The 14,997-nt window shown below is 65.7% G+C and carries 14 protein-coding genes; 13 read left to right on the top strand and 1 reads right to left on the bottom strand.

Annotated elements, in window-relative coordinates:
- Nucleotides 1-21 precede the first annotated feature (21 nt).
- Nucleotides 22-2,712, top strand: a complete 2,691-nt coding sequence (locus tag M2341_RS12660; protein ID WP_264585484.1) for a TonB-dependent receptor domain-containing protein — start codon at nucleotides 22-24, stop codon at nucleotides 2,710-2,712.
- A gap of 102 nt (nucleotides 2,713-2,814) precedes the next feature.
- Here M2341_RS12660 and M2341_RS12655 read toward each other — a convergent pair whose 3' ends face one another.
- Entirely contained in the window at nucleotides 2,815-3,441 is a 627-nt protein-coding gene (locus M2341_RS12655; RefSeq protein ID WP_264585483.1) for a prolyl hydroxylase family protein, read from the bottom strand.
- 201 nt (nucleotides 3,442-3,642) lie between these two features.
- Between M2341_RS12655 and M2341_RS12650 the strand changes: the two genes are divergently transcribed.
- Genes M2341_RS12650 through gspN form a run of 12 tightly spaced genes read left to right on the top strand, consistent with a single transcriptional unit; the run spans nucleotide 3,643 to nucleotide 14,996 of the window.
- Nucleotides 3,643-4,509: a type II secretion system protein N gene (locus M2341_RS12650; protein WP_264585482.1), complete on the top strand. Its 867-nt coding sequence runs from the start codon at nucleotides 3,643-3,645 to the stop codon at nucleotides 4,507-4,509.
- Entirely contained in the window at nucleotides 4,506-6,683 is a 2,178-nt protein-coding gene (gene gspD, locus M2341_RS12645) for a type II secretion system secretin GspD (RefSeq protein WP_264585481.1), read from the top strand. The genes M2341_RS12650 and gspD overlap by 4 nt, the downstream gene beginning before the upstream one ends.
- Nucleotides 6,680-8,293, top strand: a complete 1,614-nt coding sequence (gspE, locus tag M2341_RS12640; RefSeq protein WP_264585480.1) for a type II secretion system ATPase GspE — start codon at nucleotides 6,680-6,682, stop codon at nucleotides 8,291-8,293. The genes gspD and gspE overlap by 4 nt, the downstream gene beginning before the upstream one ends.
- Nucleotides 8,294-8,316: 23 nt before the next feature.
- Nucleotides 8,317-9,564, top strand: coding sequence for a type II secretion system inner membrane protein GspF (gene gspF / locus M2341_RS12635; RefSeq protein ID WP_264585479.1), 1,248 nt, complete (start codon nucleotides 8,317-8,319; stop codon nucleotides 9,562-9,564).
- Nucleotides 9,565-9,567: 3 nt separating this feature from the next.
- Nucleotides 9,568-10,077 carry a type II secretion system major pseudopilin GspG gene (gene gspG, locus M2341_RS12630; RefSeq protein ID WP_181560238.1) on the top strand — a complete coding sequence of 170 codons (510 nt, stop codon included), beginning with the start codon at nucleotides 9,568-9,570 and terminating at the stop codon, nucleotides 10,075-10,077.
- A gap of 40 nt (nucleotides 10,078-10,117) precedes the next feature.
- Entirely contained in the window at nucleotides 10,118-10,528 is a 411-nt protein-coding gene (gene gspI / locus M2341_RS12625; protein ID WP_413715516.1) for a type II secretion system minor pseudopilin GspI, read from the top strand.
- Nucleotides 10,525-10,998 (top strand): GspH/FimT family pseudopilin, encoded by a 474-nt coding sequence (locus tag M2341_RS12620; RefSeq protein ID WP_264585478.1) that lies wholly within the window; start codon nucleotides 10,525-10,527, stop codon nucleotides 10,996-10,998. Before gspI ends, M2341_RS12620 begins: the two co-directional genes overlap by 4 nt.
- Complete coding sequence (gspJ, locus tag M2341_RS12615) at nucleotides 10,991-11,656, top strand: type II secretion system minor pseudopilin GspJ (RefSeq protein ID WP_264585477.1); 666 nt, start codon at nucleotides 10,991-10,993, stop codon at nucleotides 11,654-11,656. The genes M2341_RS12620 and gspJ overlap by 8 nt, the downstream gene beginning before the upstream one ends.
- Nucleotides 11,646-12,686, top strand: coding sequence for a type II secretion system minor pseudopilin GspK (gspK, locus tag M2341_RS12610; RefSeq protein WP_264585476.1), 1,041 nt, complete (start codon nucleotides 11,646-11,648; stop codon nucleotides 12,684-12,686). Before gspJ ends, gspK begins: the two co-directional genes overlap by 11 nt.
- On the top strand, nucleotides 12,683-13,798 hold the full coding sequence (gene gspL / locus M2341_RS12605) for a type II secretion system protein GspL (RefSeq protein ID WP_264585475.1): 1,116 nt from the start codon (nucleotides 12,683-12,685) through the stop codon (nucleotides 13,796-13,798). Before gspK ends, gspL begins: the two co-directional genes overlap by 4 nt.
- Nucleotides 13,798-14,277 (top strand): type II secretion system protein M, encoded by a 480-nt coding sequence (locus M2341_RS12600; protein WP_264575338.1) that lies wholly within the window; start codon nucleotides 13,798-13,800, stop codon nucleotides 14,275-14,277. The genes gspL and M2341_RS12600 overlap by 1 nt, the downstream gene beginning before the upstream one ends.
- Nucleotides 14,274-14,996, top strand: a complete 723-nt coding sequence (gene gspN, locus M2341_RS12595) for a type II secretion system protein N (protein ID WP_181560233.1) — start codon at nucleotides 14,274-14,276, stop codon at nucleotides 14,994-14,996. Before M2341_RS12600 ends, gspN begins: the two co-directional genes overlap by 4 nt.
- Nucleotide 14,997 lies beyond the last annotated feature (1 nt).

Genomic DNA, 14,997 nt, shown 5'->3' with positions numbered 1-14,997 from the left:
ACTATATTTAGGGGATATTTCATGGCGACGCCGCTCAAGTTCGGGGTCTTGCTGCTTCTATCCACGGCGTTCGTTGCCCCTGCAGCGATCGCTCAGGAAGCCAAGGCGGTTCAGGAAAGCGACAATACGGCTCCTGCTGCTGACGGCCAGGAGCAGGCTGCTCCGGACATTTCCATCCCAGGCGGGGATATTGTTGTCACGGGCCGTCGCAATGCGAATGTTCAGCAGGCTGCGCCGGCCGTTGTCTCGGTTCTTTCGACAGCGGACATCGCCCGGACCGGCGAAGGCAACATCGCCGGCGCGTTGGGCCGTGTCACGGGCCTGAGCGTTGTGGGCAATGGCTTTGTGTATGTGCGCGGGCTTGGCGACCGCTATTCGCTCGCTTTGCTCAACGGCCTGCCGCTACCCAGCCCCGAGCCTCTCAAGCGTTCAATTCCCCTCGATCTGTTCCCCACCAACATTGTCTCGTCCTCGCTCGTCCAGAAGAGTTACTCGGTGAACTTCCCCGGCGAGTTTGGCGGCGGTGTGGTCAATCTTACCACCAGCGTGGTGCCGCAGGAGAGTTTCCTCACCGCGACGATCGGCGGCAGCTTTCATTCGGAAACGACCGGCATCAATGGTTACACCTATTATGGGTCGAAGACCGACTGGACGGGCTTCGACAATGGCACGCGCAACACGCCGGCGGGTCTTGCGGCTTATTATGCGACCGGTCTCACGACTAGTCAGATCACCAATGAACAGAACAGGACCCTCGCTGGATCGCTGGTGACGCCAAGCCTGTCGATCGCACAGCGCGACGGCACAATTCCGCCCAACTTCTCGGGCAGCCTGTCCGCGGGCACATCGTTCGAGCTGGGCAGCGACGCAGCGCTCGGCTTGATCGCCACTGCCGGGTTCAGCAACAAGTGGCAGACCCGCGACGCCATCCAGCAGTTCTCGAGCCAGGACGATCTTGGGTTCCTGAACTCGAATTTTGAGCGGGTGACGACGACGGATCGCAGCGTCGCAAACGGCCTTTTGGGTGTTGGCCTGGAATTTGGCGACAACAAGATTCGGACGACCGCACTTTACATTCGCGACACGCTGAAAAGCACGCGCATCGGAATCGGCACCCGGTCCCAGGGGGCCACATTCCAGGTGCAGGACACCGCCTGGTACGAGCGTCAGCTCATCGACACGCAGTTGGTCGGAGAGTTCAAGCCGTTCGATGGGCTCAGCGTTGATCTGCGTGCCAGTTACGCCAATTCTCAGCGCGAAGCGCCGGCCGAGACGAGTTTCGAGTATTTTCGGACGGGTAACAGTGAGGATCCCTACGGCAACCTCTATCAGATCAGCCTGACCGGCAATGTGGGTAATCGCCCACGCGTTGCCTTCTCGGACCTGAATGAGGATTTGTGGGCAGCAGGGGGTGACGTCACCTACAAGCTTACCCCGGACATCAGTCTGGGCGCCGGCTATTATTATCAGGTGACGCGCCGTACCACTGTCCGCCGCGAATTCCAGTTGAACGCTGACAATTCAACGCCGACGGGTGTTCTGCTATTGCGGCCCGATATCCTGTTTTCGCCGGGCGTCATCAATGCCGTCGGACCGGGCGGTGCGATCAATCCCTATGGCATCGAAGCGAACGAGGTCGAGCCGAACCCGGCTTGGAGCGCTCGCCTCAAGAATCACGCCGGTTACGGCAAGATCAACTGGCAGTTGATACCGGGTCTCACCGTCGATGCTGGCGTCCGCTATGAAAGGGCGTTCCAGCGCACCCAGCGTATTCAGGTCTTCCTCTCGGACGCTTCGGTGTTCCGCACTGCCCTGAAGAATGACTACTGGCTGCCCGCCGGAACGGTGACCTGGGAGTTCCAGCCGGCCATGCAGCTGCGCTTCAATGCCTCCAAGACCATCGCACGGCCCCAGTTCCGCGAGCTGGTGCTTCAGCCTTATTTCGACCCCGAAACCAACCGGACCTATACGGGCAATCCATTCCTCACGGACAGTAAACTGACCAACTTCGAGGGCCGGTACGAATGGTATTTCGATCGCGACCAGCGGCTGTCCGTCGCCGGGTTCTACAAGACGATCGATCGGCCGATCGAGGCGTATCTATCGCTCGACTCATCCGGAAACAGCGCGTCGACTTTCTTCGCCAATGCGCCGAAGGCAAGTCTGTACGGTGTTGAAGTTGACGTGCAGAAATATTTCAACATGTCCGACTGGTTTGCTGGCGATATGTTCGCGGCCCGCCGTCTGGTGACGATTGCGAACTACACTTACACCAAGTCCAAGCTGAAGGTTGCGAGCGGCGATACCACCATTGGGGCCAACGGCGTCGTGACTGCTGCAACTGCCTATTTCAAGGACGGTTCCTCGCTGACCGGACAGTCCGATCACATCGTCAATTTCCAGCTCGGCATGGAGAATACGGACCGGTTGTCGCAACAGACATTCATCCTCTCCTACGCCAGCAAGCGGGTGACCAGCCGGGGCGTGTCTGGCGATCAGCCGGATGTGTTCGAGCATCCTGGCTTTAATTTGGACTTCGTCTGGAGAGAGGGCGTGTTGATCGGAAGCCGCGAGGTCGACCTCAAGGCAGAGGTCCGCAACATCCTGTACAACAAGTATCGCGAATATCAGGAATTGGGCGACCGGCGCGTCTACTATAATTTCTACAATATTGGCACGACCTTCAGTCTTTCAGCATCATTGAAGTTCTGATCGACTGCGAGAAGCCGCACTCAAGAGTCAGAAAGCGCCCGGCCAAGGGTAGGTCGGGCGCTTTCATTGTGTCGAACATTCTGGCCATCGCGACTTCTTGGCTTACCCCGCCCAGATGCGCTCGCGATACCATTTCGTGATGATGTATTTGACGCCCGAGCGCACCTTCATGCCGTGATGGATGGTGGCCGGGTTCATTGTCCCGTCCGGCAGGCGATTGTTCCAGGCGACCAGCTTGCCGGTTTCCGGCTGGATCATCTTGTCCACCTGGGTGAAGCGCGTGGCGCCGCCGGCGGCGGGCTGGTTGAGATAGACCATCAACGTCCAGGTGCGATTGCCCGAGCGACCGCAGTAGCGCTCAAAATCCATGCCGCCCGGCTCGAAATAATCGGTATGCGCCTTGAATTCCTGACCCACGGCGTAGCGCTGCCCCTGCAGCTGCTCGCCCTGCGCGGGATCGATGCCGCTATAGGCCGCGAGCTTGGCGTTGATCGCGGCGACGAAGGGGTCGCTATCCTCCAGATCGCAGGTCTCGCTGGTGCGGAAGGCTTCATAGCCGAGATCATCGGCGATTGTGGAAGGCCGGCGGTTGGCTTCGATGCGATCGATCAGCCCGGCGCATTCGTCCGAATCGAGAAAACCCTTCCTCACGAACAGCGTGAGGTCGCGCCGAGGGAGGCGCTGAATGCCCGGCTGACCGGCAAGAAGAGGTGCGTCGAGCATCGACATGGCTGAACGGTGCGTCTAGCAACGGGAGCGGAGCCGGATCAACCGCTCCACGGCGATTATTTTTGTGGGGTAGACGGCGTCCGACCGGCCATTCGGCGCATCTCAGCGCCGGTTGTCATTTTTTGGTAACCATGGTGAAACGGATCAGTCATACACCGCGCATAGGCAGCGCTTGCTTTGCTGGAGGGCATCAAATCTAGGATGCGGTGGACCGATCTCATTCGGCGCGCGCGACAGGGCCGGCCCGCCGGTTCTTCCAGCCTCGGTCAATGGATCGAGGCTGTGCTGCTCGTCGTCCTCATCATTCAGATCGCCCGGCTGCTCTGGGCGCTCGGCACGCCGGTCGGCCTGTTCGGCGACTGGCGCGCGCGCGAGCCCGTGCTCGTCTCCGCCGATGCGCGGAGCGCCCTGTTCGCCGGCTTCGATCCGTTCTTCCGCAACGGCGCGAGCGCGGGGGGTGGCGTGCAGCAAGTCACGTCCCTGCCGTTCCGCCTGTTCGGCATCCGTCTCAACGAGGCGTCGGGCCAGGGCTCGGCGATCATCGCCAATGAGGCGGGCGAGCAGGCCAGCTATGCCGTGGGCGATCAGATCGCCCCGGGCATCATCCTCAAGGCCGTGCAGTTCGATCATGTCGTCATCGAGCGCGGCGGTGTAGGGGAGACGCTCTACATCGATCAGTCCGGTGGCGACGCGCCCGTGGTGCCCGCGCCGCCGGCCGAGGGCGGCCCTGCCATGCCGCCGGAGATGACGACCGGCGCCGGCCCGCAGGCGCCTGCCGCGGCGTTGACGCCCGACTCGGTGATGAAGGCGGTTAACATGGCGCCGCGCAATCAGGACGGGAAAGTCACAGGCATCGTCCTCAACGCCGGCAGCGATAGCGGCGCACTGTCGCAGGTCGGCTTCCGGCCCGGCGATATCATCGTGCAGATCAACGGGCGGCCGGTCACATCCATGGGCGACATCTCCCAGTTGCAGGCGGCGCTCCGGCCCGGTGCGCGCCTGTCCCTCATGGTCGAGCGCGGTGCCTCCACCGTGCCCATCTCACTCAATCTTCCGGAACGCCAATGACCCTGCTTCCCAAATTCCGCCGTTTCGCCGGCAGCGCTATGATCGCGCTGCTGCTCGCCGTGCCGGCGGTCGGCCAATTGACGCTGAATGTGCGGGATGCCGATGTGCGCGCCTTCATTCAGGATGCGGCGCGGGTGACCGGGCGCACCTTCATCATCGACAATCGGGTGCAGGGCAAGGTTTCAGTCGTGACGGATCGGCCGCTGTCGCGCTCGGAATATTTCGAGATCTTCCTCTCGACGCTGCGCGCCAACGGGCTGGTCGCCGTGCCAGCGGCGGGCGGCGCCTTCCGCATCCAGCCGGTCGAGGGCGCGGCGGGCCAGCCGGGGCAGGTGGGCCGGGCCGCTAACAGCAACCAGTTCGTGACGGAAGTCATCCGCCTGCGCTCCATCGACGCGCAATCGGCGCTGGAAACGCTCCGCCCGCTGGTGAGCCGCGATGGCTCGATCACCGCCAACCGCTCCGGCCGCTCTATCGTTGTCGCGGATTATGCCGATAACATCCGGCGCATCCGGCAGGTGCTCGCGCAGGTGGATACGGACGGATCGACCACGCAGCTCATCACGCTGAAAAATGCCGGCGCGCGCGAGATCGCGACGTCGCTGCAAGGGCTGCTTGCGGGCGAGGAGGGCGCGCCGTCCCGCGCGACCATCGTCGCGATCGACAGTTCCAACAGCATCGCCCTGCGCGGCGACGCGACGACCGTGCAGCGCCTCGCCGCGATGGTGCGGGATATCGACGGGCGTGCGGCTTCCGGCACGGAAATTCGCGTCTACTGGCTGCAACATGCCGATGCCGACAAGATGTTGCCGGTGCTGCAGCAGTTGCTGGGTCAGGCCGGGGTGGTGTCGGAGACGCCGGCCGCTTCGAATGCGCCCAGCGCGCCCGCCGGGGCAGGCAGCGCACCCGCAGCCCCCGCCGCCACACCGGCGAGCAGTTCGAGCGGGGGCGGCATCGGGCGCGGCCCCGCGGTCGTGACGCGCTATGAGGGCGCCAATGCGGTGATCGTCGCGGCCAATGGCGATACGCAGCGGATGCTCGGCGAAGTGATCCGCCAGCTCGATACCCGCCGCGATCAGGTGCTGGTCGAAGCGATCATCGTCGAGATCGGCGACAATGCTGCGCGGCAGCTCGGCGTGCAGTTCCTGGTCGGCAGCACGTCGACCGGCTTTGCCGCGACGAACTATTCCAATGCCAGCCCGAACATCCTGACGCTGGCCGGCGCGCTTGCCGCCAGAAATCTGAGCCAGACGGAAACAGTGGTGGTGGCGCCCGATGGCACGCGCACCACGACGACCACGACCGAGAATAGCGGACTTGCCAATCAGCTCCAGAGCGCGGCCGTCGATTCGCTGGCGGCGGCGCGCGGCGGCTTTGGCGGCATCGCGACGGAACTGGGCAGCAACGGCGTGTTCGGCGCGATCATCAACGCCGTCCAGTCGGATACCGAGAGCAACATCCTCTCGACGCCGCACATCACCACGCTCGATAACCAGCAGGCCAAGATGCTCGTCGGGCAGGAAGTGCCGGTTGCGACGGGCGAGGCGCTCAGCCCCAATTTCGATAACAAGTTCCGCACCGTGCAGCGGCAGAATGTCGGCATCATGCTCGACGTGACGCCGCAGATCAGCTCCGAAGGCACGATCAAGCTGTTCATCAAGCAGGAGGTCAGCAGCGTCGCCGGGCCGGTCTCCAACAACAGCAGCGATCTCATCATCAACAAGCGCGAGTTCGAGACGACGGTTCTGGTCGATAATGGCGATATCCTCGCCATTGGCGGCCTGCTCGACGAGAATGAGCGCCGGACGATCGAGAAGATCCCGCTGCTGGGGGACATTCCCCTGATCGGTGAGCTGTTCAAGTCGCGCAGCCGGGCGAAGGCCAAGACCAACCTCATGGTCTTCATCCGCCCGACGATCCTCGGCAGTCGCGCCGATGCGCGCAAGATGACCGCCCAGCGCTATGGCTATATTCGCGGCCAGCAGATGCTCGCCAACCCGGATGTCGAGCCGTCCATCGATCAGCTCGTGCGCGAATATCTGGGCACGACGCCGCCGGTCGCCGAGCCCAAGCCCGGCGATCAGGTGGTCGACGGGCGGATCACAACCGGGCAGGAGGTGCGCTCCCAGCAGGTCGTGCGGCCCGGCGCAGTCAAGACGACGGACGTGCCATGAGCGAGCCCGAGCGCCCCGCTCAGGCCGAAGGCGCGCCCTTGCCGGTGCCGGCACTGGATGAACCCGCTGTGCCGGTGCAGGCATCTGACGAACCCGCACCGCTGGTTCACGAGACCTTGCCGGTCGATATTCCCTATGCCTTCGCGCGCAAGCATGGCGTGGTGCTAGTGGCGGACAAGGCCGATGCGGATGCCGCGCAACCCCGCCTTGCCGTCGCGATGCGGGAGGGCGCCGATCCGCGCGTGCTGGTGGAGGTGCGGCGGCATCTTGCCCGCAGCTTCGATGTCTCGATCGTCAGCCAGCAGGATTTCGACAAGCATCTCTCCAACCATTACGCCATGGAAGGCTCGGCAGCGGCGATGGCCGGCTCGCTTGCGATGGGCGGGGACGATCTCGATTTCATCGCCGGCGACCTGCCGACCGCCGAGGATCTGCTCGACAGCGGCGACGATGCCCCGGCGATCCGCCTGATCAACGGCATTCTCGCCGAAGCGGCCCGGCAGGGCGTCAGCGATATCCATATCGAGCCTTATGAGACAGGCCTCGTCGTGCGGATGCGCATGGATGGCGTGCTGACCGAGACGCTGCGGATGCCGCCGCATGTCGCGCCGGTCGTCGTCAGCCGAATCAAGGTGATGGCGCGGCTGGACATTGCCGAGCGGCGCGTGCCGCAGGATGGCCGCATCGGCCTCACGCTGGGCGGCAAGCTGCTGGACGTGCGCGTCTCGACCTTGCCCAGCCGGGCGGGCGAGCGCGTCGTCATGCGTATCCTCGACAAGGAGAACGCCGGCATTTCGCTCGATGTGCTCGGGCTGACCGGCACGGCCGATGGCGTCTTCCGTCGCGCGCTGGAGGAGCCGAACGGCATCATTCTCGTCACCGGCCCGACCGGCAGCGGCAAGACGACCACGCTCTATGCCGGCCTGCGCCAGCTGAATGACGGCAGCCGCAACATCCTGACGGTGGAAGATCCGGTGGAATATGCCATCGAGGGTGTCGGCCAGACGCAGGTTAATGCCAAGGTCGGCCTGACCTTCGCCGCCGGTCTGCGCGCCATTCTGCGCCAGGACCCCGATGTGGTGATGGTCGGCGAAATTCGCGACCGGGAGACGGCGGAAATCGCCGTGCAAGCCTCGCTCACAGGCCACCTCGTGCTCTCGACCGTCCACACCAATGATGCCGTGGGCGCCATTACCCGGATGCGCGACATGAAGGTGGAGCCGTTCCTGCTCGCCTCCACCTTGCGCGCGGTTATCGCCCAGCGGCTGGTGCGGCGGCTGTGCCCGCATTGTCGCGAGCAGGTCCCGGCGGACAAGTCGGTCAGCGCGCTGCTCGGCATCGATGAGGGCACGCTGATCTATCGCCCGCGCGGCTGCGACCAGTGCGGCAACAGCGGCTATAAGGGCCGGATCGGCGTGTTCGAGGCCATTCGCGTCGATGAGACGATCCGCCGGATGATCAACGAGGGCGGCGATGAATCGCGCATTGCCCGCCACGCCTATCTCAATGCCCCCAATCTGATTTCCGCCGCCCGGGCGCTGGTGCTCAGCGGCGAGACGAGCGCGGAAGAAGCGATCCGCATCTCGCGGCACGAAGCGGTCGATGCCTGAAGTCGTGATGCCCGAGAGCGGCCATGCCTGAGTTCGACTATGTCGTTATCGATGGGGCCGGGCGGGAGAAGCGCGGGCTGATCCGCGCGGAAACCGCTACCGATGCGCGCAGCGCGCTGGCGGCCAAGAAGTTGTTCGTGGTGCGCATCGGCGAGGGGCGGGGTTCCTCGGGCACCAAGGCCGAAGGCAAGGCCCGGCCGGCGCGCAGCCTGCTGAGCTTTGAGCGCAATCGGCTCTCAAACAAGGACCTCACCTTGTTCACGCGTCAGCTCTCCACGCTGGCGCAGGTCTCGCCGCTGGAAGAAGCGCTGCGCACGATCACCCGGCAGAGCGAGAAGTCCCATGTGCGCGAGATCGTCTCGCGGGTCCATCAGGGCGTGGTCGAGGGGCGCACGCTGGGAGAGGCGATGGGCATGGACCCGCGCAGCTTCCCCGGCCTCTATCGCGCGATGATCGCAGCGGGGGAGCGCTCCGGCAGTCTTCCGATGCTGACCGAGCGGCTGGCGGTCTTGCTGGAACGGCAGGCCGTGATGCGCTCCAAGCTGCTGACGGCGCTGGCTTATCCCACCGTTCTCGCGGCGTTCGCGGTGATCGTCATCATCTCGCTGATGATCTTCGTCGTCCCGCTGGTGGTGGAACAGTTCGATACGCTCGGCCAGCAACTGCCGCTGCTCACCCGCATCGTGATGGGCATCTCGAACATGCTGGCAAGCTGGTGGTGGGCGATCCTCATCCTGTTGGTCGCGCTCGGCCTGATCGGCTGGCGGGCTCTCAAGAATGAGGATGTGCGCCTGCGTGCCGATGCGATGCTGCTTGGCGTGCCGTTCGTCGGCCGGCTGCTGCGCGATCTCCACGCCGCGCGCATGGCCCGCACGCTGGCAACGATGGTGCAGAGCCGCCTGCCGGTGATGGAAGGCCTCTCGCTCACCGTGCCGACCATCCACAACCGCGTGTTACGGGCCGCGACGAGCGAGATCGTGGAGTCGGTGCGCGGCGGCGGCAGCCTGTCCGCTGCGATGCGCCGTGCCGATGTATTCCCACCGCTGCTCGTCTATCTCGCGGCCAGCGGCGAAAGCGCCGGTCAGCTCGACCTGATGCTGGAGCGCGCCGCCGAATATCTGGAGCGCGAGTTCGACAGCTTTACCGCTGCGGCGCTCTCCATGCTGGAGCCGCTGATCATCATCCTCATGGGTGGTATCGTGGCGATCATCATCCTCTCGATTCTGCTGCCGATCATGCAGCTGCAGAATCTCACCGGTGCCGGAGTCTGACTCATGAAGTTCGCGCGTTTTCTCGCTTCCTCCCTCCGCCGCAAGGCACGGCGGTCGCGATCCTTCGGGCCGGCCCTGCGGGGGCCGCAGCGGCCGAGCGAGCAGGGCTTCACGCTCATCGAGCTGCTGGTGGTGATCGTCATCATCGGCCTGCTGGGCACCATCGTGGCGATTAACGTGTTCGGCGCGCTCGGCACCAGCAACGTTGCCAAGGCGAAGGCCGATATCTCCGTCATCGAATCCGCGCTGGAGCAGTATCGGCTGGATAACCTGACCTATCCCAGCACCAGCGATGGCCTGAACGCGCTCACCGCGCCCCCGCCGGGACTGGCGCAGCCGGAGCGCTATCGCGTCGGCGGGTACGTCAAGAAGCTGCCGAACGATCCCTGGGGCAAGCCCTATCAATATGCCGCCCCCGGCCGTCGCGGCGCCTTCGACGTCTATTCGCTGGGCGCCGACGGCCAGACAGGAGGCGAGGGCGAGAATGCCGACATCTATTCGAGCGATCTTTAAGGGCAGCGCACCGGCGCGGGTCCGTCAGGGAGATTGAGGCATGAGGCGGGGCACGCCCGGTCATCGGCAGGGCTTGCCCATGCCGCGCCGCGCATGCGCATCCGCCGGCTTCACCTTGCTGGAAATGTTGGTCGCGCTTGCCATCTTCAGCCTCGCCGCGCTGGCGCTGGTGCGCCTGCAGGGCGTCTCGGCGCGGACCTCGGTCGATCTCAACAGCCGCACCATGGCGCAGATCGTCGCGCGCAACCTCATGATCGAGCGAATGACCGATCCGCAGCCCCCGGCGCTGGGCGCCAGCAACGGCGTGGCCGAGAATGGCGGCCGCAAATGGCCGTGGATTCAGCGGGTCGACAAGGGGGAAGACGGGCGCCTGCTCATCGTGACGGTGCGTGTGGATGCCGGGCCGGGCCAGTCGCCCGCCGTGCTGACCTTCGGGCGGCCCGCGCAATGATGCGGCGGGCCCCTGCCTCGCCTGTGACGCGCAGCACGGCCGGCTTCACGCTGGTTGAGCTGATGGTCGTCATCGCGATCATCGGGCTGATCTCGGGCGCGGTTGTCCTCACCATGGCCGATCCGCGCGGGCGGGTTTCGGGCGATGTGGACCGCTTCGCCGGGCGCGTGCGTGCCGCGCGGGACAGTGCCATCGTCGCAGGCCGGCCGGTCGCCTTGTGGGTCTCCACCACCGCTTATGGCTTCGAGCGGCGGGCGCAGGGGCAGTGGGAGCCGATCACGGAAGGGCCGATCGCGGCGCATGACTGGTCCGGCGAGACCCGCGCCGCGCTCGGCCAGCAGACCCGCCTGCGGGTAATGTTCGACAGCGTGGGGCAAGCCGATCAGCCGCTCGATTTTGCGCTGGAGCGTGACGGGCAGAAGCTGCCGGTGCGCATGACGCTGGATGGCAAGGTGACCAGCGGTGACTGACGCGCGCGCTATTGGCCATGCCCATGCGGGCGAGGAGGGCTTTACCCTCATCGAGCTGCTGGTGGCGGTGATGATCTTCTCCATGCTCGCGACGGCCGGTGTCGTGCTGCTGCGCACCAGCGTGGATGGGCAGGCCGCGATCGGCCGCAATCTCGATGCGCTGGCCGATGTGCAGCGTGGTGTGTCCCTGTTCGATGCCGATCTCTCGCAGGCTGTGACGCGCATCAGCCGGACCGAGGCCGGAACGTTCGCGCCGGCTTTTTTCGGCCGCGCCGCGCAGAGCGAGGAGCCGCTGATCCAGTTCGTGCGCGCGGGCTGGAGCAATCCTGCCACATTGCGCCGACCGACCTTGCAGAAGATCGAATATTGGTGGCGGGACGGGCGGCTGGAACGCATCGGCTACCCGGCGCTCGATGGCGCGCAGCCGCCGGCCCCATCCGTGCTGTTCGAGAATGTGACCGCGCTCAGCCTGCGCTACCGGGCCCGCAACGGCGCCTGGCAGGACCGCTGGTCTCCCGCCCGGCCGACCGAACTGCCGACCGTCGTCGAAATAACCGTGGAGCGCCGGGGCGCCGCGCCGGTGACGCTGCGTTTCCCGGTCGGCACGGCCATGTATCAGCCGCCGGCTGAAGGGGCGGAGGCTGCCAGTGCGCCCTGACCCCCTTCATGCCAGCGCGGCAATACCCGCGCGTGAGCGGGGCGCTGCGCTGCTCACGGTGCTGTTGCTCGTGGCCATTCTTTCGGTCGTCACGGCTGTCGCGCTGGATCGGCTCACATTGGCGAGCCGGATGACTCGCAACATCGTCTCGGCCGATCAAGGCCGCGCCTATCTGCTGACCGGCGAGCAGATGGTGGCCAATCTGGTGAGCGACATTGTGGCCGTGAACGCGGATCGCACCACCTTGCAGGGCGGCTGGCTGGGCCGCGACCAGACCATCTCCGTGCCCGGCGGCGCGGTGACCGTGCAGCTGGTCGATCGCGGCAATTGCTTCAACCTCAACAGTCTGGTCGTGGGGCCGGAGCCGGCAGGTGGGGTAGAGGGGGATACGTCCACCATGCAACTCGCTGCCCGGCCAGTCGGCATCGCCCAGTTCGCGGCGCTGATGCGCTTGCTCGGCGTGGATCAGAATGCCGCCACGCAAATCGCGATTTCCGCCGCCGACTGGATCGACAGCGATTCAGAGCCGGGCAATGGCGGCGCGGAGGACAATTATTATGCGGGGTTCGATCCGCCCTATCGCGCGGCCAACACATTGATGGCCGATCCGAGCGAGCTGCTGATGGTCAATGCCATGACGCCGCAGGTCTATCAGCGCATCCGCCCGTGGGTCTGCGCCTTGCCGACGACGCGGCTCTCGCCGATCAACATCAATACGCTGCTGCCGGGGCAGGCCGTGCTGCTGGCGATGCTCGCGCCGGACGGTCTCGGGCTCGAACAGGCGCGGCAGGTGCTGGCGCAGCGCCCTGCGGATGGGTATGGCAGTGTGAACTCCTTCTGGTCTCTCCCGCAGCTTGTCAGGCTTGCGTTGCCCGAGGATGTGAAGAACCAGACCGTGGCCAAGACGCGCTGGTTCGAAGCGACGTTGCGAGCGGATCTCGGGGGAGACCAGGTGAGTGAGATTGTGCTGATCGATGCGGAGACGCAGCCGGCCCGGCTGATGCGCCGCCAATGGGGTGACGAGAGTTGAAGCACGATTATGTCATTGTTCTGCCGCGCGAGAGCGACACGCCCCCGGTCTGGTATCGGGTGGCGGACGAGCAGATCGTGCGGCGCGGACGCGGCATCGAATGGTTTCCGCCCGAACAGGCGAACGAGACCGAGCCCGCCGTCGGCCACGCCATGCTGGTGCTCCCACCGCATGTGACGACGCTCCACTTCATCGCCTGCCCCGGCATGACGCCGAAGCAAGGCGCTGCCGCCGCGCGGCTGATGGCGCTGGAGGCGAGCATTGGCGATAGCGACCAGCTTCACGCCGCCGTCGCCGCCAATGACGATCCCGATGCGCCGCATGTCGTGGCCGTCACCAGCCGCAGCGCCATGACGCATTGGGTGGACTGGGCAGCAGAGCATGGCATCGCGCAGGCAAGTCTCGTCCCTTCCGCTTTGCTGCTGCCGGCGCCCGAGGACGGCTTCGTCCATGCCCCCATTGGCGGCGCGGATGTGGTGCGCGGGCGCGACAGCGCGTTCGATGGCAGCGAGCCGCACGCGCCGCTCATCATCGGCGAGGCGCCGCTGACCCGTCTGCCGCCTGATAATGTCGATGAGGCGCTGTTGCTGGCGCTGGCGACGCCGCCGCTGGATCTGCGGCAGGGCGCCTTCGCTCGCCGCGCGCCGGCCTTGTTCGGCAAGGATCGCTGGCGGCGCATGGCCATCATGCTCGGGCTCATTCTGCTGGCCAGCCTCATCGTCTCGCTCATCACCATCGTTCGGCTGAATGCGGAGGCCTCCCGACTGGACGCGCAGACCGTGGCCATCGCGCAAAGTGTCGATCCTGCGGTGGCCGATGCGGCCGGTGCAGAGGCGCGCGTGACCGCCTTGCTCGGCGCGCGGGGCGGGCGCGGCGGGTTCACCGGCACGGTCGCCGGGCTGATGAGCGCCATGCAGGTCAACGCCAATGTCACGCTCACCAGCATCAATCAGGGCAGCGATGGCGCGCTGCGGGTGCAACTGTCCGCCAATCAGGCCGAGGAGATCAATGAGGTGCTGATCGCCATTCAGGAGGCCGGCTGGCGGATCAGCGCCAATGCCGTGCAGCAGCGCGGCGCGCGGATCGTCGCCGATATCACGGTGGTGCGCTGATGCAGGGGCTGCGGACCTGGTGGGCCAATCACAGCCTGGCCGAGCGTCGCTTCATGGCGGGGCTGGGCATCGTGGCGTTGCTGATCTTCCTGTGGCTGGGCATCTGGCGCCCGGTGAATGATGGGCTGGCGGCCGGCTGGGAGCGGCAGGGCGCGGCGCTGGATCGCTATGCGTCGGTGCGGGCCATGGTCGCGGAATTGCGCCAAAAGCCGCAAAAGCGCGTGCAGGGCGAGCGTCTCGCGGTCGATCAACGCATCGGCCAGACAGCAGCGGAAGCAGGCTTCACGCTCGATCGCGCCGACCAGCAGGGGCAGGGCCGCATGTCCGTGAACATCGCCTCGGCGCGCGTCGGGCCGTTGCTGCAATGGATCGCGCGGCTGGAGGCAGACGGGGTTGCGGTCCAGACGATCAGCATCGTCCCCGGAGCGGCAGAAGGCACCGTCTCCGTACAGGCCGTATTCCAGGAGACGCAGCCATGATGGCGATGGTCCAGACGACGCGGGCGCGCATCATGCTCGGCGTGATCTTCCTGATCGCGCTGCTGGTGACATGGCCGCTTTATGCCGCCTTCGCGCTGTTCGGCCTCAAGGACATGGGCGTCGCCGCCCGATCCCTGCGCGGGCCCATCTGGTGGGGAGGCGCCGAGGAGCTGCAAATCCGTGGGGTTCAGCTGGGCACCGTGGATGTGTTCCTGAGCCCGATCCAGCTGTTCGTGGGCCGCGTGCGCATCGACATCGTGCGGCGGCTAGGCGACCGCGATGATATCAGCGGGGCCTTCACGCTGGGGCTCAACCGGCGCGGTGTGGACGATGTGACCGGATCGGTCGCGCTCGGCGCACCGCTGGCGCCGCTGCCGGTGAGCCGGGTCGAGTTCGAGGATATGACCGTCCACTTCTCCGGCGGCATGTGCACCAAGGCGGAAGGGCGCGTGCGCGCGCGCGTGCCAGCGATCATGAGCGGGCTGGGCCTCGCCAATGGTCTTGCCGGCGCGGTGCGCTGCGCAGGCGATGCGGTGGAACTGCCGCTGGTCAGCCAGTCCGGTCAGGAGCAACTGTTCGTGCGGATCAAGCAGGACGGCAGCTATGAGGCGACGATGCGAATGCGCACAACCGATCCGCTGATCGGCGCGGCGCTGGGCGCCAACGGCTTTCAGGCGGTCAATGGCGAGCAGGTGCTGCGGACCGTCGGCCGGTTCTGAT

This window comes from Sphingobium sp. B7D2B (assembly GCF_025961895.1).
Taxonomy (GTDB): Bacteria; Pseudomonadota; Alphaproteobacteria; order Sphingomonadales; family Sphingomonadaceae; genus Sphingobium.
The sequence above is the reverse complement of the archived record's forward strand: the minus strand, read 5'-3'. Positions and strand labels throughout refer to the sequence as shown.

What these genes read in the sequence shown, in the direction of transcription:
- gspG (WP_181560238.1), top strand. Translation starts at nt 9,568, where the DNA reads ATGAAGTTCGCGCGTTTTCTCGCTTCCTCCCTCCGCCGCAAGGCACGG.
- gspI (WP_413715516.1), top strand. Translation starts at nt 10,118, where the DNA reads ATGAGGCGGGGCACGCCCGGTCATCGGCAGGGCTTGCCCATGCCGCGC.
- gspE (WP_264585480.1), top strand. Translation starts at nt 6,680, where the DNA reads ATGAGCGAGCCCGAGCGCCCCGCTCAGGCCGAAGGCGCGCCCTTGCCG.
- M2341_RS12660 (WP_264585484.1), top strand. Translation starts at nt 22, where the DNA reads ATGGCGACGCCGCTCAAGTTCGGGGTCTTGCTGCTTCTATCCACGGCG.
- M2341_RS12620 (WP_264585478.1), top strand. Translation starts at nt 10,525, where the DNA reads ATGATGCGGCGGGCCCCTGCCTCGCCTGTGACGCGCAGCACGGCCGGC.
- M2341_RS12650 (WP_264585482.1), top strand. Translation starts at nt 3,643, where the DNA reads ATGCGGTGGACCGATCTCATTCGGCGCGCGCGACAGGGCCGGCCCGCC.
- M2341_RS12655 (WP_264585483.1), bottom strand. Translation starts at nt 3,441, where the DNA reads ATGTCGATGCTCGACGCACCTCTTCTTGCCGGTCAGCCGGGCATTCAG.
- gspF (WP_264585479.1), top strand. Translation starts at nt 8,317, where the DNA reads ATGCCTGAGTTCGACTATGTCGTTATCGATGGGGCCGGGCGGGAGAAG.
- gspN (WP_181560233.1), top strand. Translation starts at nt 14,274, where the DNA reads ATGATGGCGATGGTCCAGACGACGCGGGCGCGCATCATGCTCGGCGTG.
- M2341_RS12600 (WP_264575338.1), top strand. Translation starts at nt 13,798, where the DNA reads ATGCAGGGGCTGCGGACCTGGTGGGCCAATCACAGCCTGGCCGAGCGT.
- gspD (WP_264585481.1), top strand. Translation starts at nt 4,506, where the DNA reads ATGACCCTGCTTCCCAAATTCCGCCGTTTCGCCGGCAGCGCTATGATC.